Here is a 22127-nt window from a genome sequence, read left to right on the forward strand (position 1 = left end):
ACCACTAAAACCTGCAAACCTGCACCACATGAGCTACCCCCCATTTGCCAATTTTTCAGTTAGCTCATCCTCAGCTACTTTTATACCAAGCCGATTACGATTATCAGGAGCAAGTTCATACCCATGTTCTTTTAACTTACGACCGAAACTTTTAGACGTCATACCTTTAAAGCCGTTACAACGACACCAGTTATCAAATGATTGATATAGGATGCTTGCTGGTGTCTTAAAAGTACTACCTATATCGCAGCACTCCATCAACCACTGATTCAGAACATCTTGATCATCCCGATACTCTTTCGTAGCCCCCAATAGCTGATTAGGGACCTCTAAACCTGACTTAACCCATGCTCCTACGCCACTTATAGCCCAGTTCAGAATACCAGCTGCTTCATTACGTAATTTCTGCTGAAGTTTTGGATCTACCTCTTGGTCTGTTATGACATGATTGAATGGTACCAACACCATTCGCCTCCACATTCCCTCACTGTTATCCGTGATGATAGGCTTATGATTACCAACCATTAGTAGTTTATGAGTAGGCGAGAAAGAAATCTCACTACTGTATAAAGGTCTAGCTGTAATTGTATCTCCGCCACTAAGTTCTTTAACCCTCGCATCATCGAGCATTCGCCCTTCTGTTGTCTCACTACAGTAGGCAAATCGCGCGCCCCTCAATTTCATGAGGTCTGGGCTAGCCTGTTGTGTGCTTCGAGTGTGTTTCATTAGTAATTCAGTCTGCAATTTCACTGCGTAATCACCCAGCAACCATCCAAGAAGCTCTATCAAAACAGTTTTGCCGTTGCGGCCAAGACCGTAAAAGAAAACAAATTTGTGCTCAATTACTTCGCCTGTTAAGAGATATCCGACATATCGTTGTATAAACTGCCTGACATCGTGATCAGGCAATACCTTGTTCAAGTACTTTAAAAAGAGAGGACAACTAGCTTCAGAATCGAATGAGACATTGGCACGCTTTGAAACCCTCAAACTGGGCTCACTCCGCAGCAATGAGCCTAACCGAAGATCGATAACACCGTTTTGAACCCCCAGTAAATATGGATCGGCATCGAAGTAAGTCGAGTTTGCCCACATGCCGTGTTCAACTCGCCCCAATTCAACCATCGAATTCAGTGCATTTTTCATGCTAACCCTGCGAATTTCAGTAGCTAAATCCGCAATCCCCTTGTTTTGAGGGTCTATCTGAGCGATAGCGTTCATCTGCGCATGAAGCGAGCATACAACGCTTTTGGCAGCCTCTATTACAACTGGAGGATCTACTTTCGACCACCCTGTTTGTTCATCGAACATCAAATAGATGTTTAAATCCTGAATATAAATTAGACGATCACGATACATGTCAGCGAATAGCTTACCGTTAGCGATATCGCCCTTGTGATTACCACTCGATGTTCGATTAACTAGCGATTTAGTCAGCACCTGTTGGTCGATAGAGCTTCTTTCAATTGCAACTGGCAAGGTTGATTCATAATCGAGCGGTATCCGATGATCCCAAGTATTCGACTGCTTTGCTTTAGCTACAAGGCTTTTCACTCCGAGACCCTCTGGGCGCTCTATACGTTCAGCTAAAGCCCTATCGAACCTCCTGTTACACTCATCGAAACTGTATTTTTCTGATGATGTACCTTGCAGAGCTCCCGAACTGTATTGATGAAACCATTCTCGACCTTCCTCACCATAGACTCTTGCAAGAGCATTCGCCGTATCAGACCAGTCTTGTTCATCATCAGGGTAAATATGCGCTAACACTCTGCTTAAGGATTCTTCTGTAAGTTTCGCGTAGTGGGTCGACTGTTTAGAAAGCTCAGCAGGTTCAAGTTTTTTAGAGGCCGTGTTTCTTAATCCCGAGCCTCCTGTTTCTTTTGCCCAGTCATCGAGATACCCAAGAAGCTTATCCATTCGCTGTTCAGATAAAAACGCTAGCTTTAGACAAGTATCCTCGCCATAGAATGGAATACCCGTTAAGGCCATGAATGAGCCTTGCGAAAACACTTCAATTTGCCTGTTTTTGTATTTCGATATGCCGGGATGACGAGCAGCAAATACTGAAGGACTAAAATCAAAAACCTCCTTGGTTCTAGGTGGGCGATCACTCAATATGAAAATCTTAAAACCCGTGCCTGAGGGACTTTCCTCCACATAGGCGTCTAGTTTGTTCACTAGGTCGCGAACGCCCGAATCAACTTCAGTCGAATCTATATCGGCGAATCCGTCGCCATCTAAACAATAAAGGTAATACTTATCGACTTCATTGACGGCAGTTGTCGCCAACCCTGATTTACCAAGAGAAATACCAACTCCAGTCCCCGCTCTATTTGCTAGATCAATTGTTTCATGCAGCTGATACCTGTTCTGATTCTCTAGGTGACTTACACGATCGCCATGGGAGTTAACTGGTGATTTTAACCACTTACCACTCTCGGACTTAAATCTGTTCCACAGCATGAAATCACGGCCGAAATAATCTAAGAAAACTTCGCTTAAAACATCTCCAGCAAATTCACTACTTGGTTCTATATGAACTGTTTCAATAGCCATCAATGAACCCCGCTCGCGCCGAATACGGTATTTTTGATTGGCTTAGGTGTCCAATGCCCAACCGTAATAATTTCATCGTATGGCCTAGCGCAATCTTCACAAATAACTGCATATGACTGCTTAAGATCTCTAGGCTTACGAATTGTAAGAACGACAGATGCTTGCGCATTACATCTATGACAGTTTTTATCACCATATCGCTGAGTGGCCTTGGCTATTTTTGTTCTAGAAATTTTCATCACAGCCCCCCAACTCTTCGATAAGTGACTTGATATCAGATTTACGCCATGCCCTACGTTTGGCAGAAACTTGAACAGATGAGGGATAAACCCCACTTTGAACGCATCGATAAAATGTAGCTTTAGATATTGGAATCAGATCAGGGATGATCTGTTCGATTGAAATGAAACCCGGCCCATCCAGACTGATAGGCACTGTAGTGTTTTGAGTCATGTTGCATCTCCCGATTAACAGAAGATACCCATCATAGGCATATTACCTACCCTCGCAACCAGTATTTCTCCAACCCACTGTTAACTTGTTAACACAAAGCATCAACGAAACTTTATCCAATAAAAACAAACACATAAGAACTACCTAATATATAAAAACCATATTTTTAATAAAAAATAATTCTATAAAAAACCAACTAAACCACTGTAATGATCGGATAGTTTTTTTAGCCACTCACGTTTTTCATCTAGGTATCTGTGCTGATTATAAAGACCACCGACACCGGGAAGTTTATGGTGGAGAACACCTTCTGCCACTTCGAAGGGACAGCCAATCGCTGCTAGTTGGCTACGTGCAGTTTTACGAAGATCATTAGGAGCCCAATCCTTTACTGGGCATACGGCTTTATCTGAATAGATTTTAGCCTTTGATCGGCCGGAATGAGCATACACCTCAACGCCCAAAACCTTTTGAGCTATATGCCCCCCGATTCGTGAGGGGAACCAATACCCACTACCTTTGCGTCTATTTACAATTTCTAACGCTCTACCCTCAAGCGGCACCCAGTGATCAGAGTGCTGCCTTTTCATTTCTGCCTTAGGGATAACAATCCACAAACCTTCCTCACGCTCATGTAACCACTCATCACGAAGTTTGCACACCTCTCCACTACGCAACCCAAGATAAAGTACTAGTGCTAATACATCGGCCACAGTATCAGAGTAATTATTTAGCCACGGTAATAGCTGGGATATCTCTTTAACATCAAGCGAACGCTCTCTTTTACCTTGAGTTAACTTCCCGCCCATATCAGTATTAATCAAGCAAGCCTTGTCTGTACGTCCGACATTAACTGCAAATTGCCATGCCCTGCGTAGCTCTTGCCGAAACACTCTTGCAACATCTGGAGCTCTATCAGCGATGTTCAGAATATGGTTGTGCAACAACGGCCCATTCGACTCAGATACTGCCATGGACTTCAACTTACCAAGATCACCTTCAAGCAACCTGCGCGTCTCACGTGCGCCTTTTAGCTGCCGATCCTTTTCAACTCGCTCAGTTAAGTAATCCTCAACCATATCACCAAACGTATAGACAGGTTTCACTCTCTCACTTTCAGCTAGGTATTGCTTAGCGCGCTCAGCCTCTGCGACAGATCTAGGGTCACAGTTAGTCTCTCTCAGCTTCCTCTGATTCAGAAATGCTGCCCGCGCCTCGGCTAGTTCCATACCGGGCCACGTACCTAGCTTTATCTGCTTTAGCTTATCTCCAGCCCGATAGCGATACGTCCAAGTTTTTGTCCCATTCGCATTAGCCCTAAGCCTCAAACCTTGATACGGATGTGTATCAGCCAAGATACCTGCTTTGTGATTCTTAACGGCGAGAGCAGTCAGTGGTTTCTTTGGAGTAGCATCTATACCGCTCGTTTGTTTGCGCGATTGAGTCGGCAGTTTTAGAATGTCAGCAGCCATCCTCACCTCCTTCTAGGTAGAGTGGTTAGCAGGCCCAGCGTTGCAGCGTTGGGTTTTGCGTAAATAAGTAGCTTAGGATTTAGTTTACTACACCAAGCACTATTTACTACACCAAATGCTACACTAACAACTGAGATTTAATGAAATCTCTTGAAATCCATTGAGACGCACCGAGACATCAAAACACTTAACGCAAACCGACAAATAACATATGAATCAAATAGTTAAAAACAAAAACATCAATAATAACACCGGTTTGCATATGCAAAATCTTTCCCAGCACACGCCAATGATGCAACAGTATTTACGCATCAAAGCCGATCACCCACATGAATTTCTGTTCTATCGCATGGGGGATTTTTATGAGCTTTTTTACGACGATGCTAAACGAGCTGCCGAGCTGTTGGACATTTCGCTAACTGCACGTGGCAAATCGGGCGGTGAGCCCATTCCAATGGCCGGAGTCCCTTTTCATTCAGCCGAGGGCTACGTCGCCAGGCTGGTTAGACTGGGTGAGTCCGTTGTCATCTGCGAGCAAGTAGGTGATCCAGCCACCAGCAAGGGGCCGGTTGAGCGTCAAGTTGCTCGAATCATCACACCTGGCACATTGACAGACGAGGCGTTTCTAGAGGAGCGTCGTGATAATCTTTTAGCCGCCATTTATGAACATAAAAATCGATATGGCCTAGCAGTACTGGACATTAGCGCAGGTCGCTTTCATGTCTCTGAACTCGACACTTCAGCATTCGCACACTCCGAAATCGAGCGACTAAAGCCTGCAGAGCTGCTTGTCTCAGATGAGCTTGCTGAGCAAGAGTGGATCCAGTCGCTTCGTGGTCTTGGCCTGAGGCGCCAGCCACCTTGGGCGTTTGAGATTGAGACCGCACATCGAATCCTAAACGAGCAATTCAAAACTCGAGACCTAGTGGGGTTTGGCTGTGAAGGCATGTCACTTGCTGTTGCGGCGGCTGGCTGTTTAATGCAATACGCTAAAGATACTCAGCGAAGCGCTCTACCCCACATCAACAGTTTAATCGTAGATAAGGGTAACGAGGCGGTTCATATCGACGCCGCTACACGTAAAAATCTTGAGATCGATGTCAACCTCAATGGTGGTAGCGAGCAAACCCTGGTCTCTGTTTTAGATAGAACTAAGACACCTATGGCTGCCAGAATGCTGCGCCGATGGCTGCACAGACCCCTTCGTAATATCACTGCTCTACAAGAACGACAGCAAGCCATCCAATGGATGCTGGATCAGTTCCGTTTTGAAGCCTTTGACGATGTCATGCGCTCAATTGGCGATATAGAGCGAATTCTGTCACGTGTTGCTCTGCGCTCAGCTCGACCAAGGGATCTAGAGCGTCTCAAATTGGCACTGAATGCGCTACCAGACATCCAAGAATTACTGACAGATTGCGAAGGCAATCGACTCATCCACCTCAAACAGGCTGTCTCTTCCTTTCCGGATCTAGCCTCGCTTTTGAGCCGAGCTATTAAAGTGAATCCTCCCGTTGTCATTCGTGAAGGCGGTGTCATTGCCAGTGGCTACGATGCTGAGCTTGATGAGCTTCAGGGCCTGAGTGAAAACGCAGGTAGCTATCTAATTGACCTCGAGGAACGTGAACGAGTTCGCACAGGCATCGCCACACTTAAGGTTGGCTACAATCGCGTGCACGGCTACTTTATTGAGGTCGGTAAAGCCCAACAGTTTGAACCTCCAGTAGAGTATCAACGCCGTCAGACTCTTAAGAACGCAGAGCGTTTTATAACACCGGAACTTAAAGAGTTTGAGGATAAAGCACTTAGCGCGAAAAGCCGTGCATTGGCCCGCGAAAAAGCCCTCTATGATGAGCTGCTCGATCTACTTGCCGAACAGCTTACTCCTCTTCGTTCATCAGCCGAGGCACTGGCAGAGTTAGATTTGCTACGCAACCTCGCTGAACGCGCCTCTACTTTGGAATACAGCTGCCCAGCTTTGATTAATTCGGCTAGTTTAAGGATTACTGAAGGTCGCCACCCTGTTGTTGAACAGGTGTTAGACACGCCCTTTGTCGCCAACAATGCCGAACTCAATTCAGAACGACAGATGCTGATGGTGACCGGTCCAAATATGGGTGGTAAATCCACCTATATGCGACAAATAGCCATCATTACCTTAATGGCTCAGATTGGCTCCTTTGTTCCGGCCAGCAGCGCGGAAATTGGCATCGTCGATCAAATCTTCACTCGAATGGGTAGCTCCGATGACCTGGCGGGCGGACGCTCTACCTTCATGGTTGAGATGACCGAAACGGCTAACATACTGCATAACGCAACAGAGCGCTCTTTAGTTCTAATGGATGAGGTAGGAAGAGGCACAAGTACATTTGATGGCCTATCACTTGCATGGTCCGCAGCAGAGTATTTAGCTAAAGAGTGTAAGGCTCTGACGCTATTCGCAACCCACTATTTTGAACTAACACAACTATCAGAGCTTATTGACGGCGTCGTCAATGTACACTTAACGGCTGTTGAACATAACGACCATATTGTCTTTATGCATGAGGTCCAAGAGGGGCCTGCAAGCCAGAGTTACGGTCTGCAAGTTGCTCAATTGGCAGGTGTACCTCGCTCAGTGATTCAAAGTGCCCGATCAAAACTGATTCAGCTCGAAGAGGGGAGCCAATCTCAACCTCTTACTTCAACCAGCCTCAAAACAGCTGGAGCGGCATCACCACAACAAAACGATCTCTTTATCGCTCCTATTCCATCTGAGAGCGACTTAAAGTTAAAAGCATTGGATCCTGACTCACTCACACCTAGAGAGGCATTGGACCTAATCTATGAGCTCAAACAGTTAGTTGAGAAATACTGATCCGCTTAATCTATACTCAATAGAAAGCTGATGGGAGGTAACACATGACGTTTATCGTGACCGAAAACTGTATCAAGTGTAAGTATACGGATTGTGTCGATGTGTGCCCCGTGGATTGTTTTTACGAAGGCCCCAATTTCTTAGTGATACATCCTGATGAGTGTATCGATTGCGCACTGTGCGAACCTGAATGCCCTGCTCAAGCTATTAAACATGAGGATGACCTTCTCCCACAGGAGGATATCTACTACAAACTCAATGCCGAACTGAGTGAGCAGTGGCCAAACATCCGTTACCGGAAGGCACCACTCTCTGATGCTGAAGAGTGGAATGGAAAAACCGACAAGCTAGCGTTACTAGAGCGTTAGCTACAGCCTAAACAGCGAATCGACGTTAAGACCATTCTCTAAACAGATCGCTCTAAGCTTTTTGAGTCCTTCCACCTGAATCTGTCGTACCCTTTCGCGAGTCAGGCCGATTTCATTACCCACCATTTCCAGGGTCTGAGCATCAAAACCACGCAAGCCGAAGCGTCGAGAGATAACCTCGCAATGTTTTTCTGGAAGCGTGCCTATCCAATATTCTAGATTCTTGTGAAGGTCTTCATCGGCGTTATGGTCATCGGGGGACTTAACATTTTCATCCGAAATGGCTTCCGTTAGCGATCGACCATCCTCTGTTGCCACAATATCCAAAGACCCAACGCGTTGATTCAACCGCATAATCTTTTCAACATTCTCCAGAGGCTCATCTAGATGACGAGCCACATCTTCTGGGGTCGGCTCACGATCCAGTGTAAGAGAGAGCTCACGTGCAACGCGAAGATAGTTGTTCAACTCTTTAAGAATATGGATGGGTAGACGTATGGTTCGCGTCTGGTTCATGACCCCACGTTCAACCGCTTGGCGAATCCACCAAGTGGCATAGGTGGAAAAACGAAAGCCTTTTTCAGGGTCAAACTTTTCTACTGCACGAATAAGTCCAAGATTACCCTCTTCAACGAGATCCATCAGTGATAAGCCGCGATTTTGGTAACGACGCGCAATGTTAACCACCAACCTCAGATTAGCCTCGATCATTCGCGCACGGGATTTCATGCACCCCTCTTGTTGGATCGCTCTACCCAAAGATTTCTCTTCATCGGGCGTCAACAGCGAGGCAGCACCAATTTCATTGAGGTAGAGTTGGGTCGAGTCCAGCTGACCTGCTGAGATTAAATCTTCATGAGCGACACCGTCTTTACCACGACGAGAGTCGACGACTGTCTCATGCTCATTTTGATTATTATTTTGTTCGCCATCTAAAAGATCTAAATCATCTGACAACTCATCATTGAACTCAATCTTGCTGTCTGAATTCATACTGCACTCACTTCATCAAGCTATTGGGTGAGGGCTTGTTGAAACGTTCGGGCTATCGTTTGGGTAGATAGCGCAACGGATCAACCGGCTTACCGTCTTTTCGAATCTCAAAGTGAAGCATGGGAACCGTTGCTCCGCTGCTTCCAAGCTCAGCAATCACTTGCCCCGCTTTTACCTGCTGATTCTCTTTAACCAGAATTTTACTGTTGTGCGCATAGGCACTCAAAAACTCTTGGCTATGACTGATAATGACAAGATTTCCGTATCCTAGCAAACCGCTGCCGGCATATACCACCTGCCCAGGTGCTGCTGCTTTAACTGCATCACCCAGTTTGCCAGAGATATCCAAACCTTTATTGCCACCCTCTTTAGCTGAATACCTAGCAAGAATCTTGCCAGAATGTGGCCAACCCCAAGAAAAATTTGTCACGACTGGCGCAACTCTCTTTTTAGGTGATGGGGTTTTGTTGACTGATTGCTTAGCAACCGCTCTAGAGGGGGGCTTTGAAGGAGTAGCAACAGGGCTGCCTTGAGTTTTTAAAACCTGGCCGGCGTATATTAGATCTTTATCTTTAATGCCATTGATTGCTGCCAATCTTCTGTGATCGATCCCTAATTTAAAGGCGATACCAATCAAAGTATCACCCGATCGAACACGATACTCACCGGCACCGATGGTGGGTCGCTGAAGACCTAGTGACTGATCTGAAACTGGGGCATACCCTGTGCTACAAGCAGAGAGAAGTAGCGCAAATGCAAGTAAAGCAGTGAGCCGCAAACAGTTAGCCTCTCGATGGCAGTCTATCGATTAACAGAACAACCGCTAAGCCAAACAGCATCAATAGAATGGCCAACACTAGTTGAGATGGTTCACCCGTAAGATCTGTAAAGGCTGTTGGGGTAACATTCTGCTCCACGAGCGGCACCTGATGCCCTTTAGAGTTGATGGTGTAAGAGAGTGTGTACTTCCATGGCCACACCTTATTGAGTGAACCCAGCAAAAAACCTGACAACAGCGCTAAAGTCATTGAGCGATAATGATTGAAAGCCCAACTCAATACTCGAGAAAACGCCAATAAACCAGAGGCCGCACCAGCGGCAAACAGTGCGATAACAGCAAAATCAAACTCTTTAATCGCTGTCAGAATGGTCGTATACATCCCTAATAGAAGCAGAATAAAGCTACCTGAGATACCTGGAAGAATCATGGCACAGATGGCAATCATCCCTGCAAAAAAGACCATCAGCGCCGAATCAGGCACACTACTGGGCGACATGGAGGTCAACAAATAGGCCAACACCGCGCCAAGAACAAAGACGGACATCCGATTGGCGCACCAACCTGCAACATGACGAGCCACACTCCATGTTGACGCAAGAATCAAACCAAAGAAGAACGACCACAACAGAACCGGGTACTCGTCTAGGAGAAACAGAACCGTCTTCGCCAATAAGATGATACTGAGCGCGATACCGGCTACAAGGACCAACAAGAAGGTTCCGTTAACCTGTTTCCAGGCAGCCACTAAGCCTTTCTTAAAAAGAACATTCAGTGCTTTCAAATCGAAGCGACGAATCGAGTGAATGAGCTCTTCATAGATACCGGTAATGAAGGCAATAGTTCCACCTGAAACACCAGGAACAGCATCAGCCGCACCCATCAACATCCCTTTCAATAACAACTTAAAATATTGAAACGCTGTGCGCTGCTTATTTAAATGATCCATTGTCTATTAACTTACCAACCCATTGAGTAGAGGAACAAACTTAACCGGCTCTATCACTTTGGTCTCAAAATGCGAATCACTGCGTCGCAAAATGCGAACCAGTTTTTGCTCTTCATCTCCAACAGGGGCCACTAAAACGCCACCCACCTTCAATTGCTTCTTCAAAGATTCAGGAATAACTGAGGGGGCTGCCGTTACCATAATGGCATCAAACGGTGCCTCATGCTCGAGCCCCATTCCACCATCAGTGTGAAAAAGAGAGACATTACTCAATCCCAAGTAGCCCAGTACAGATGCAGCTCGCTCTTGTAACGGAAGAATTCTTTCTACACTGAAAACCTGCTGACAGAGCTGAGCAAGAACTGCTGTCTGATAGCCAGATCCCGTGCCAACTTCTAACACCTTATCTTTAGCACCAAACTCCAACAGCAACTCGCTCATTCTAGCGACAGTGTAGGGTTGAGAGATGGTTTGGTTATATCCAATTGGCAGCGCGGTGTCTTCATAGGCTTTATGCGATAGCGCTTCATCAATGAAGAGATGACGGGGCGTTTCAACGATCGTCTCTAATACCGCTTTATCGGTGATCCCTTGATCCTGCAAGCGATTGAGAAGCCTCTCTCTTGTTCGGCGTGAAGTCATTCCGATCCCTTCACGTAAAAGCTGTTGGGACACTATTACTGCTCCAACCAATCAGCCACCTGATCAAGATCAGAGTAGCGAGTCATATCCAGCTGCAGAGGGGTGACCGCAACATAGCCATTTTCAACCGCATAGAAATCGGTACCTTCAACACGATCTTTGGCTTCACCGACGGCGGCAATCCAATAGCGAGTTCGACCTCGTGGGTCTTGAGTAGGTAGTGGCGGTTCGCCAGCACTGCGGTGGCCCAAACGGGTAATTTGCACACCCTTTAATTGATCCATAGGGAGATCAGGAACATTCACATTAATGACGGTTCTCGGTGCAACCTTCAAGGATTCAATATTCGCGACCAGATCAGCCACTACCTGTGCGGCCGTTTCATAGTGTTTAGGGTGAAAATTGCAGGTCGATACTGCTATAGGTGGTAGTGTCAAATGACGACCTTCGGTTGCCGCAGCCACGGTACCTGAATAGACAATATCGTCACCCAAGTTTGCACCCGCATTGATACCGGAAACGACGATATCAGGGATATCACCATCTGAGAAAATCCCAGAAACCCCTAAATGCACACAATCGGTTGGCGTTCCATCGACTCCAAAATAACCACTACTATGCACAATTGCATCAAGAGGACGATCCAAGGTTAACGAGTTACTAGCACCGCTTCTATTACGATCAGGTGCTACAACCGTACAGCGGTGACCTGCCTCTTTTAGACGTTCAGCAAGAACCCGCAACCCCGGTGCGTAAACACCATCATCATTGGAAACCAAAATATGCATCTAGTTATCTCTTATCTATTATTGGCTCAATCCTAAGTGGAAAGGGTTACCAGACACACAGCTCACGCAAAACACTCGTGGCAAACGAGCCTGATGGAAGAGAGAAACTGAGTTTTACGACCTGTTCCTCTAGCACTTCCACATGCAAATCTCTTGGGACCAATCGCATACTGCGACGCTCTTGTCTAAGCCCAAGCGTTTCCAACCCCTCAGATATTTGAGGATACCCCGCGACGACCGACTTTTCTATCATCTGAGCCTTATCCAGGGAGTATAATTCGCCTTTACCCCACATCGGCGCAGTCAAATGCAGATCGCACTGATCGAAACGGGCTTTTTGATCAGGATCATTAGCGTCGTAACGATGAACTTTTTGCGTGAAGTCTTCGATCAAGACATCCCCATCGAGAGGGCTATCCCAGGTGCCTTGATCTATACGAGTGGAGATCACTCGATTGAATAGATAGGAACGCAGTGCCGAAATGTACATGCTGCGTTTGTTGCGCTGACGTTCAACCAACTCACCCGACAGGATAGCCAATCCTGAGTGAAGATTACCGAACGACTGACCAAATCGCTGCTCACCAAAGTAGTTAGGAACCCCTGATTCAAGAGAAGTCGCTTTATGCAGAAGTCGATTTACATCAGAGACCTCTCTGAGGGTAATCTCAAATCGGTTACCCTTAAGATGACCGAGTTTAATCTTGCGACGATGTTTACTCGACTTGAGAACATTGATCGTATCACCACCGAATAACGCCCAGTTAAGCACACGTCGAGATCCGGGCAGATGGACACTGAACCACTGCTCAGTTACGGCATGGCGATCTTTTTTACCTGCGTAGGCCACATCTCTGGGGCTGACCTGGCAGAAGTTAGCTAGCTGACGCGCCACCCAATCGGTGTTTTCACCGCGTTTCTGAATGTATAGGTAGTGATGTTCGCCTTCACCCTCTGGTTCATACCCCAAATCTTCAACAACACGAAAATCCTCTGGTGCAGAACGAAGCTGTGCCTTCACATCGGGTTGGCCGTTCACATAGCTGAAAGGCTCTACAACAAATTCAGTCACTATCCATCTCCGATGGTGTCAAAGGCTTAACCACCTGATAAAAAGTCTCCTCTTTACCAATCATTCCCATTTCAGATCGGGCTCTCTCTTCGAGTGCTGACAAGCCGCGTTTTAGATCTTGCACTTCAGCTTCCAGCTCTGAGTTTCGCTCCAACAGCCTCTGGTTAATCTTGCGCTGCTCTTCAATATCGCTCTGTACCTGCCAAATTTGAGGCAAGCTTGGCTCTCCGAACCAGAGTCGATACTGAAGCGCCACTGCCATTAGGAGCAGAATTAACCAAAACCAACGCAAGCTGTTTTTCTCCACAAAAAAAGGGCCTAAGGCCCTTTTATATCATGTTTCTATTAACCCTGGCCTTTAATCTCAACTAGGCCTCGGTATGCTGCTGCAGCACCCAACTCCTCTTCGATACGAATGAGGCGGTTGTACTTAGCAACACGGTCCGAGCGACAAAGTGAACCGGTCTTAATTTGCCCAGCGGCTGTTCCCACTGCAAGGTCAGCAATGGTTGTATCTTCAGTTTCGCCAGAACGGTGTGAGATGACTGCCGTGAAGCCAGCATCCTGAGCCATTTTAATCGCATCCAAGGTTTCAGACAGTGAACCGATCTGGTTGAACTTAATCAAGATCGAGTTACCGATGCTCTGTTCGATACCACGAGATAGAATCTTAGTGTTGGTTACGAATAGATCGTCACCAACTAGCTGAACCTTATCGCCGATCTTGCTTGTCAGGCTCGCCCAACCATCCCAATCAGACTCATCCATGCCATCTTCAATAGAGACAATTGGGTAGTTTTCAGTCAATGCTTTAAGGTAGTCACCGAATCCTTCTGAATCAAACTTCTTACCTTCACCCGCAAGATCGTACATACCCTCTTTGTAGAACTCAGAGGAGGCACAGTCTAGTGCCAGAGTGACATCTTTACCCAACTCGTAACCTGCGTTAGCGATCGCCTCTTTAATGACAACCAGTGCCTCTTCATTAGACGCAAGGTTTGGCGCAAAGCCACCTTCGTCACCAACCGCTGTATTAAGGCCTTTAGCTTTAAGCACCGCTTTTAACGCGTGGAAAATTTCAGCACCGCAACGAAGCGCTTCGGCAAAACTTGATACGCCAACCGGCTGCACCATGAACTCTTGGATATCAACGTTGTTATCCGCGTGCTCACCACCGTTCAAGATATTCATCATTGGCACAGGCATAGAGTAGCGACCTGGAGTACCATTGATCTCTGCGATGTGTTGATAAAGTGGAATGTTTTTAGCTTGCGCAGCCGCTTTTGCAGCTGCAAGTGAAACAGCAAGAATGGCGTTCGCACCAAATTTGCTCTTATTCTCAGTACCGTCAAGCTCAAGCATCTTGTTATCCAGAGCGCGTTGATCAGTCACATCCATACCAACAAGGGCATCTTTGATTTCGCCGTTCACGGCAGCGACAGCTTTAAGCACGCCTTTGCCTAGGTAGCGAGATTTATCACCATCACGTAGCTCTAGTGCTTCACGTGAACCAGTTGATGCACCCGATGGCGCACAAGCAGACCCCATGATGCCGTTCTCAAGAACAACGTCCGCTTCAACCGTTGGGTTACCACGTGAATCCAATACTTCACGTGCTTTGATGTTTGCAATTGTAGTCATTTCCCTAACTCCTAATTAGCTGTTCGCTTGGTACTCAAGCGCAGCGCCAATAAATCCTTTAAATAGACCGTGTCCATCACGTGGCGTAGAGGTGAACTCTGGGTGGAACTGACAAGCCACAAACCACGGATGATCTGGTGCCTCCACAACCTCGACTAACTCACCATCCGTTGAACGACCTGAGATAACAAGTCCGGCAGCTTCTAGCTGGGCAACGTAATTATTGTTCACTTCATAACGATGGCGGTGACGTTCAACAACTTCAGTTGAACCATAGGCTTCAGCAACATGCGTGCCCGCTTTAAGATGACATAACTGAGCACCTAGGCGCATAGTGCCACCTAGATCTGAATCATCAGTACGCTGTTCAACTTCACCGGTGTGATCCGTCCACTCAGTAATCAAACCGATAACAGGGTGCTCAGCTTCTGTATTGAACTCCGACGAGGTCGCACCCGCCAAGCCAGCAACATTACGTGCGTACTCAATTACAGCAACCTGCATGCCAAGGCAGATACCAAGGTAAGGGACTTTATTTTCACGAGCGTAACGTACCGCCTCGATCTTACCCTCAACACCACGCTCACCAAATCCACCAGGTACTAGGATCGCACTGAAGTCCTTAAGGATCTCAACCCCTTCCCGCTCAACACGTTCAGAATCGATGTATTCGATTTTTACTTTCTTACGATGTGAGATGCCTGCGTGTGATATCGCCTCGATAAGAGACTTGTAGGCATCCAGAAGTTCCATGTATTTACCGACCATCGCGATGGTCACTTCACCCTCTGGATTCAAAAACGCATCAGCTACCGCATTCCACTCACCTAGATCAGCCTTAGGGCAATCCAGGTTAAATCGTTCAACAACGATCTGATCCAAACCTTGTGCTTCTAACATCGCAGGGATTTTGTAGATGGTATTTGCATCAGGCAATGAAATAACAGCGCGCTCTTCTACGTTGGTAAACATAGAGAGTTTTTTAGCTTGTGATTCAGGCAGCGCAAAATCAGAGCGGCATACCAAAATATCAGGCTGAATACCGATAGAGCGCAGCTCTTTCACAGAGTGCTGTGACGGCTTAGTTTTAATCTCACCGGCCGTAGCAATGTAAGGCACAAGTGTAAGGTGCATGAACATAGCGCGGTTTGAGCCCAGCTCCACTTTCAGCTGACGAACAGCCTCCAAGAACGGCAAGGACTCAATATCACCAACGGTACCGCCAATCTCACAGAGAGCGATATCAGCATCACCTGCACCTTCGATAACGCGGCGCTTAATCTCATCAGTGATGTGAGGAATAACCTGAACAGTTCCGCCTAGGTAATCACCACGGCGCTCTTTACGAAGAACGTGTTGATAAATACGGCCTGTCGTAAAGTTGTTTCGCTTGCCCATGGTCGTACGAATAAAACGCTCGTAGTGGCCAAGGTCCAAATCGGTTTCAGCACCATCTTCGGTGACAAATACCTCACCATGCTGAAACGGACTCATAGTACCAGGATCCACGTTAATGTATGGATCGAGCTTAAGCATGGTGACTTTAAGACCACGCGCTTCCAAAATTGCCGCGAGAGAGGCCGAAGCAATGCCTTTGCCCAATGAGGAAACAACACCACCGGTGACGAAAATATAGCGCGTCATGCAGAACCTGTCAGATAGAGTTTGTAGGGAGTTCTAGCGAACTCAAGATGGGAAATCAGTCTACCAAAAGAGCGCTTTGGTAACAAACATCAAACGACCCAATTTAGTAAAAATCCGTCTTTAACACAGACTTTTTCATCCAGCCATATTTCAGGAATCGCCACCACCTGACCCGACGAACAGACAATTGGCCAACACTCTCTTAACCAAGGTGGGATTCGATGCTCATTCATCAGCTTTTTAATACTGACATGCCCCCCGCGAGACTCAATGTAAACAGACTCACCTGGCTCTCGAGCTCGAAGAGTTAGCTTCATATCTACCGGCAGCCCAGCCTCAGATCTAATGGCGCTCAACTGACCAGGACCAAATGTCACTGTCTCATCAGACACCACCCACTCCATGGACTCACAGGGTTGACGTTCAATATCAGGTGATAAAAATAACTTCTCATCATAGGCGCGCAAAATCACTGTGGAAAATTGCCACTCACCCTTTGCTTTTACATCCAGCTTTGCAATCGATTCCAGCTGTTTCTCCGAGCCTACCCTCTGGCCAGCAGAACTTAACCAGTGATAGAGAAGATTTTTCTTACGTGCCAGTGAGAGCTGCAACAGGAGTGCTAAGGAGAGAACCCCCTCCTCTAGCTGACAACGTTCAAGATCCATCTGCGCCAGCGCTTCATGCAATTCACTCGCTTCGCTCAAACGTGACGCTGTTTTAGCCAGCGTAGATTTCCAGTCAGGCCATTGAGCGCTCAAAACGCCCGACAAATCTCTACGAATCCAGTTTCTGGTAAAGCTTGTATCAAGATTACTGGGATCATCCACCCAAGCAATCTGCAACTCTTTGGCCGCTGACTCGATATCAGACTTTGTCGTATTCAGAAGCGGTCTGAAAAGCTCTCCTTCCCCAACCGATCTATTTGAAGCAATTCCCGAAAGCCCATTAACACCTGAGCCTCTAAAGAGGTTAAAGAGGACCGTTTCGGCTTGATCATCTTGGTGGTGGGCTAGCAGCAAAGCCTCTTTGGGCTTTAAACGCTTGTTAAATGCAGAGTAACGCGCCTGCCTTGCGCTCTCTTCAGACGAGGAGTCACAGGTCACTTTTTCTGATTCAAAAGAGACACCCCATTCGGATGCTGATTCAGCACAAAATCGCTCCCAGCTATCAGAACCGCTTTGCAGCTGATGATTAACATGCAGTGCTGACAAGCGATCAGGAGGGAGTATGTCAGAACAGAGCTTGAGAAGCAGGCTTGAGTCTAGACCGCCGCTGTAGGCAACGACCCAATGCTCAATATGGGGATGATGTAGAAAAAAAAGCCGCAGACTCTCTCGAATATCTGCGGCTGTTTTATTGCTCATTAACGACCAATTGCGCCGTAAGAGAGAATTCGCTGATAACGTTGATCCAGCAACTCTTGATCAGCTAGGCCAGTCAGTTTTTGCAGTGAGGCTTGCAACTGCTGCTTAAGACTAGCGGCCATCAACGCGGGATCACGGTGCGCACCACCCAACGGCTCAGCAACAATCTGATCAACCAGACCCAGTTCGTGGAGACGCTCAGACGTGATACCCATCGCTTTAGCTGCGTCTGAAGCACGCTCTGCGCTCTTCCATAGAATTGAAGCACAGCCCTCTGGGGAGATGACTGAGTAAGTTGAGTACTGAAGCATTAGTAGCTCATCGCAGATACCGATAGCCAATGCACCACCAGAACCCCCTTCACCAATCACCGTTGCGATAATAGGCGTCTTCAACTTAGACATTTTCGCAAGGTTGAATGCAATCGCTTCCGATTGACCACGCTCTTCAGCATCGATGCCTGGGTAGGCCCCTGGAGTATCGATAAAGGTAAGAATCGGCATGTTGAATCGCTCTGCCATCTCCATCACACGGAGTGCTTTACGGTAACCTTCTGGACGAGGCATACCAAAGTTGCGACGAACCTTCTCTTTGACTTCACGACCTTTCTGATGACCAATCACAGCAACAGGCTGACCGTCTAAACGACCAATACCACACACAATCGCCTGATCATCAGCAAAATGACGGTCGCCATGAATCTCTTCAAACTCATCGATGATGTATTTGATGTAGTCCAGTGTGTATGGGCGTTGCGGATGGCGAGCTAATTGCGAAACCTGCCAAGCACTCAGGTCAGAGAAGATTGAACGAGTCAGAGAGTGACTTTTTTCACGAAGGCGCGATACCTCGTCAGAGAGATTGATACTCTCATTATCTTCGCCAACGTGTTTAAGTTCATTGATCTTTGCTTCCAGATCAGCAATTGGCTGTTCAAAATCAAGGTAGTTGGGGTTCATACAATTCGCTTCTAAAAGATAAAACTGATTGTTGAATTCTACCGCGCACGCAAAAAAGTAGCCACCCTAGGTGGCTAAATACTGTCAGGAAAACTAGTAGATCAGCGAGACGCTCTGATTACCAAACTGCTCGCGAAGTGATTGCATCAGGTCGTCATCAGGAGAGACAATCCACTCTGAGCCAAGCTCAATCCGACCCTTCGCCTCAGCACAGCTATAGTCAATCACAACAGGCATACCCTGCTGATAAGCGCGTGCTTTTTTCAAAGAGTCCTGCAACATTCTCAAGCTTTGTTGAGTTAATCCCTTTGCGTCGGCCTTAATCGTTAACGACTTCGCATAACGAATACGGGCATCCGCGACACTTAATACCTGCTGTCCACGCACCTTGAGGCCACCGTTATAGTCGTCTTGAGCCACCTCTCCTTCCACCACAATCACCTGATCTTTTTGAATCAGACGACGCGCTTCATCATAGGTTTCACCAAACAGACTCACATCGATACGAGCAGATCGATCATCCAAGGTTACAAAGCAGAGATTTTCGCCTCGCTTGGTCTTTTTAACACGCAGGTCGACAACCAAGCCGGCCATTTTTTGAGCTCGCCCTCTAGCCGGTTGAAGCTCTTGTAGTTTGCGAGAAACAAAGTGTTTTAATTCAGACTCATACTCATCAATAGGGTGACCCGTCACGTAAAGACCGAGGGTATCCTTCTCGCCATTCAGACGCTCTTTGTCGCTCCACTCGCGAGCATTCATGAACTGCTCGAAAGGATCGGCATCGACAACCTCTTCAGACTCACCAAACAGGTCGAACATTCCCGCATCTTGATTGCGCGCATCTTGATCGGCCGACTGCAAAGCTGCAGGTATAGCGGCCCACAACACCGCTCGATTGGGACCTAAGGCATCAACAGCACCAGAGCGTACTAAGGATTCAAGCACTCGCTTGTTGAGTTTTTTAGACCCTACTCGTTTACAGAAATCGAACAGATCTTTAAACGCTCCCGATTTCCGAGCCTCCATGATCGCTTCAACAGGACCCTCACCTACGCCTTTAACCGCTCCAAGCCCGTAGACAACCTCCTGATTTGGACCCACCGTAAATTTGAACTCACTCAAATTAACGTCGGGAAGCAGTACTTTAAGCTTCATTTGACGACACTCTTCAATGAAGATCACCACCTTGTCGGTGTTCTGCATATCAGAGGACATAACAGCAGCCATGAATGGCGCTGGATAGTAGGTTTTTAGCCAAGCTGTTTGGTAAGAGACCAATGCATAGGCAGCCGAGTGGGATTTGTTAAATCCGTAACCCGCAAATTTTTCAACCAGGTCAAAGATATTACCGGCCAGTTTTTCATCAATGCCCTGAGCGCTTGAGCCCTCAATGAAAAGATGTCGCTGTTTCGCCATCTCTTCTGGTTTTTTCTTACCCATCGCTCGACGCAGCATATCCGCTCCGCCCAGCGTATAACCCGCCATCACCTGAGCGATCTGCATGACCTGCTCTTGGTAGAGAATGATGCCGTAGGTCGGCTCCAATACCGGCTGAAGAGAATCCAGCTGGTAATCAGGGTGAGGCCAAGCCATCTCAGCGCGGCCATGCTTACGGTTAATAAAGTCATCAACCATGCCCGATTGCAAAGGACCGGGACGAAACAAGGCCACCAGTGCGACGATATCTTCGAAACGTGACGGCAAGAGACGACGAATCAAATCTTTCATACCACTGGATTCGAGCTGGAAAACCGCCGTAGTCTCTGCACGCTTGAGTAGAGCGTAGACCTCTGGATCCTCTAAATCGATCGCTTCAATTCGCAGCGGCTCTTCGCCTTCAATCTCTTTCTGTTTATTGATGGTCTCAAGTGCCCAGTCAATGATAGTCAGGGTTCTAAGGCCCAAGAAGTCGAACTTAACGAGACCCGCTTCTTCAACATCATTCTTATCAAACTGGGTCACCAAGCCCTGACCTTCAGCATCACAGTAAGTTGCCGAGAAATCGGTCAGTTTGGTTGGAGAGATCACCACACCACCGGCGTGCTTACCTACATTTCGAGTAACCCCCTCGAGTTTGTAGGCCATCTCCATAATCTCTTGAGCCTCTTCACTGCCTTCAACGAACTCGCGAAGCGCCTCTTCCTGCTCCCAAGCTTTATTGAGTGTCATTCCCACTTCAAATGGGATCAATTTAGAGAGGCGGTCAGCAAGACCGAAGGGCTTACCTTGAACACGCGCCACATCTCGAACCACCGCTTTAGCCGCCATGGTACCGAAGGTAATGATTTGCGAAACGGCATCTCGCCCATAGGTTTGAGCGACGTAGTCAATGACCTGATCTCGATTATCCATACAGAAATCGATATCAAAGTCCGGCATCGAAACACGCTCCGGGTTAAGGAAACGTTCGAACAGAAGATCGTACTCAAGTGGGTCAAGGTCGGTAATTTTAAGGACATAAGCGACCAATGAGCCGGCACCGGAACCACGCCCTGGCCCTACAGGAATACCATTCTCTTTAGCCCATTTGATGAAGTCCATGACGATCAGGAAGTAACCTGGGAAACCCATCTGGATGATGATATCCAGCTCAAACTTCAACCGCTCATCATAGGCCTTACGAATCTCAGAAAACTCTTCTGAGTTTCGATCAAAGAGAAAATCGAGGCGCTCTTCTAAACCGACTTCAGACACTCTCCTGAAGTAGTCATCCATCAACACCCCTTCAGGTATTGGGAATCTTGGCAGGTAGTAAGTTCCGAGTTCAATCTCGATGTTGCATCGTTTGGCGATTTCAACGCTGTTTTCGATCGCTGAGGGAATATCAGAGAAGAGCTCAATCATCTCCTCAGAGGATTTGAAATATTGCTGATCAGAGTAATCTCTTGGGCGCGTAGGATCATCCAAAGTGCGCCCCTGGTTAATACAGACTCGCGCTTCATGAGCATCAAAGTCATCCTCGCGGACAAACATCACTTCATTGGTTGCAACGACAGGACAACCCAGCGACTGGGCAAGCTCGATACTTTTATGGATGACCGTCTCTTCATCAGAGCGCCCTGTTCTAACCAATTCCAGATAGAAGGCATCTGGAAAAAGATCCATCCAATATTGCAGACGAGCCTCTAAATCCGCCTGACCAGATAGGATCGCCTGACCTATCTCCCCACGGCGACCGCCCGAGAGCGCGATCACACCCTCAGATTTTTCAGCAATCCAGCTTTTATAGATAAGCGCACGCTCAGGGTCGAGTGACTGACCTTCGGCATAGGCTCTAGAGACCAGTTCGGTGAGATTACGATAACCCAAGCCGTTTTTAACGAGCAGCGTCAACTGGGTCGGTGGCGACTCCGGATCGGCATCATCTACCACCCAAAAATCGACCCCGCAGATTGGTTTAATCCCCGCCGCAGTGGCCGCTTTGAAGAACTTAACCAACGCATAGAAGTTGGTCTGATCGGTTAACGCAACAGCGGGCATCTGCGCCTGTGCAGCATGCTTAACTAGCTCTTTAACACGAACCAGACCATCATAGAGTGAGAACTCAGAGTGCGCACGAAGATGGACGAACGATGCGTCAGTCAT

At 47.3% G+C, this 22127-nt stretch carries 17 protein-coding genes; 2 read left to right on the forward strand and 15 right to left on the reverse strand.

Features of this window, described 5'->3' with window-relative positions; translation table 11 throughout:
* Positions 1–33 precede the first annotated feature (33 nt).
* The 3 genes from XMA127_RS09295 to XMA127_RS09305 form a co-directional block, all read right to left on the reverse strand.
* The gene (locus tag XMA127_RS09295; protein WP_173483406.1) at positions 34–2559 is read right to left on the reverse strand and encodes a phage/plasmid primase, P4 family; all 2526 of its coding nucleotides are present in this window, start codon (positions 2557–2559) and stop codon (positions 34–36) included.
* Between the two features lie 225 nt (positions 2560–2784).
* On the reverse strand, positions 2785–3012 hold the full coding sequence (locus tag XMA127_RS09300) for an AlpA family transcriptional regulator (RefSeq protein ID WP_173483407.1): 228 nt from the start codon (positions 3010–3012) through the stop codon (positions 2785–2787).
* Positions 3013–3194: 182 nt separating this feature from the next.
* The gene (locus tag XMA127_RS09305) at positions 3195–4484 is read right to left on the reverse strand and encodes an integrase family protein (protein WP_173483408.1); all 1290 of its coding nucleotides are present in this window, start codon (positions 4482–4484) and stop codon (positions 3195–3197) included.
* A gap of 262 nt (positions 4485–4746) precedes the next feature.
* Here XMA127_RS09305 and mutS point away from each other — a divergent pair, with 262 nt between their 5' ends.
* Positions 4747–7341 carry a DNA mismatch repair protein MutS gene (mutS, locus tag XMA127_RS09310; RefSeq protein ID WP_173495277.1) on the forward strand — a complete coding sequence of 865 codons (2595 nt, stop codon included), beginning with the start codon at positions 4747–4749 and terminating at the stop codon, positions 7339–7341.
* A gap of 44 nt (positions 7342–7385) precedes the next feature.
* Positions 7386–7709 carry a ferredoxin FdxA gene (gene fdxA, locus XMA127_RS09315; RefSeq protein ID WP_173481434.1) on the forward strand — a complete coding sequence of 108 codons (324 nt, stop codon included), beginning with the start codon at positions 7386–7388 and terminating at the stop codon, positions 7707–7709.
* Here the strand turns inward: fdxA and rpoS are convergent, their stop codons facing one another.
* From rpoS to dnaE, 12 genes are all read right to left on the reverse strand, one after another.
* Entirely contained in the window at positions 7710–8702 is a 993-nt protein-coding gene (gene rpoS, locus XMA127_RS09320) for an RNA polymerase sigma factor RpoS (RefSeq protein ID WP_173483410.1), read from the reverse strand. It lies immediately after the preceding gene.
* A gap of 52 nt (positions 8703–8754) precedes the next feature.
* Positions 8755–9480 (reverse strand): peptidoglycan DD-metalloendopeptidase family protein, encoded by a 726-nt coding sequence (locus tag XMA127_RS09325; protein WP_217362076.1) that lies wholly within the window; start codon positions 9478–9480, stop codon positions 8755–8757.
* 4 nt (positions 9481–9484) lie between these two features.
* Positions 9485–10429 (reverse strand): DUF368 domain-containing protein, encoded by a 945-nt coding sequence (locus XMA127_RS09330; protein WP_217362077.1) that lies wholly within the window; start codon positions 10427–10429, stop codon positions 9485–9487.
* Positions 10430–10435: 6 nt separating this feature from the next.
* Positions 10436–11071, reverse strand: a complete 636-nt coding sequence (locus tag XMA127_RS09335; RefSeq protein WP_173481480.1) for a protein-L-isoaspartate(D-aspartate) O-methyltransferase — start codon at positions 11069–11071, stop codon at positions 10436–10438.
* A 35-nt stretch (positions 11072–11106) separates the two neighbouring features.
* Positions 11107–11859 (reverse strand): 5'/3'-nucleotidase SurE, encoded by a 753-nt coding sequence (gene surE / locus XMA127_RS09340; RefSeq protein ID WP_173481436.1) that lies wholly within the window; start codon positions 11857–11859, stop codon positions 11107–11109.
* Positions 11860–11905: 46 nt separating this feature from the next.
* Positions 11906–12931 (reverse strand): tRNA pseudouridine(13) synthase TruD, encoded by a 1026-nt coding sequence (gene truD, locus XMA127_RS12100; RefSeq protein WP_173483411.1) that lies wholly within the window; start codon positions 12929–12931, stop codon positions 11906–11908.
* Positions 12924–13238, reverse strand: a complete 315-nt coding sequence (gene ftsB / locus XMA127_RS09350) for a cell division protein FtsB (protein WP_371731460.1) — start codon at positions 13236–13238, stop codon at positions 12924–12926. The genes truD and ftsB overlap by 8 nt, the downstream gene beginning before the upstream one ends.
* A gap of 38 nt (positions 13239–13276) precedes the next feature.
* On the reverse strand, positions 13277–14572 hold the full coding sequence (gene eno, locus XMA127_RS09355; protein WP_173484535.1) for a phosphopyruvate hydratase: 1296 nt from the start codon (positions 14570–14572) through the stop codon (positions 13277–13279).
* A 15-nt stretch (positions 14573–14587) separates the two neighbouring features.
* Entirely contained in the window at positions 14588–16216 is a 1629-nt protein-coding gene (locus tag XMA127_RS09360) for a CTP synthase (protein WP_173484534.1), read from the reverse strand.
* 89 nt (positions 16217–16305) lie between these two features.
* The gene (gene tilS, locus XMA127_RS09365) at positions 16306–17583 is read right to left on the reverse strand and encodes a tRNA lysidine(34) synthetase TilS (protein ID WP_173495276.1); all 1278 of its coding nucleotides are present in this window, start codon (positions 17581–17583) and stop codon (positions 16306–16308) included.
* Positions 17583–18542 (reverse strand): acetyl-CoA carboxylase carboxyl transferase subunit alpha, encoded by a 960-nt coding sequence (gene accA / locus XMA127_RS09370; protein WP_173488743.1) that lies wholly within the window; start codon positions 18540–18542, stop codon positions 17583–17585. The genes tilS and accA overlap by 1 nt, the downstream gene beginning before the upstream one ends.
* 93 nt (positions 18543–18635) lie before the next feature.
* Positions 18636–22127, reverse strand: coding sequence for a DNA polymerase III subunit alpha (gene dnaE, locus XMA127_RS09375; RefSeq protein WP_173495275.1), 3492 nt, complete (start codon positions 22125–22127; stop codon positions 18636–18638).

Origin of the sequence: Marinobacterium sp. xm-a-127 (assembly GCF_013283425.1) — a bacterium.
GTDB lineage: Bacteria > Pseudomonadota > Gammaproteobacteria > Pseudomonadales > Balneatricaceae > Marinobacterium_E.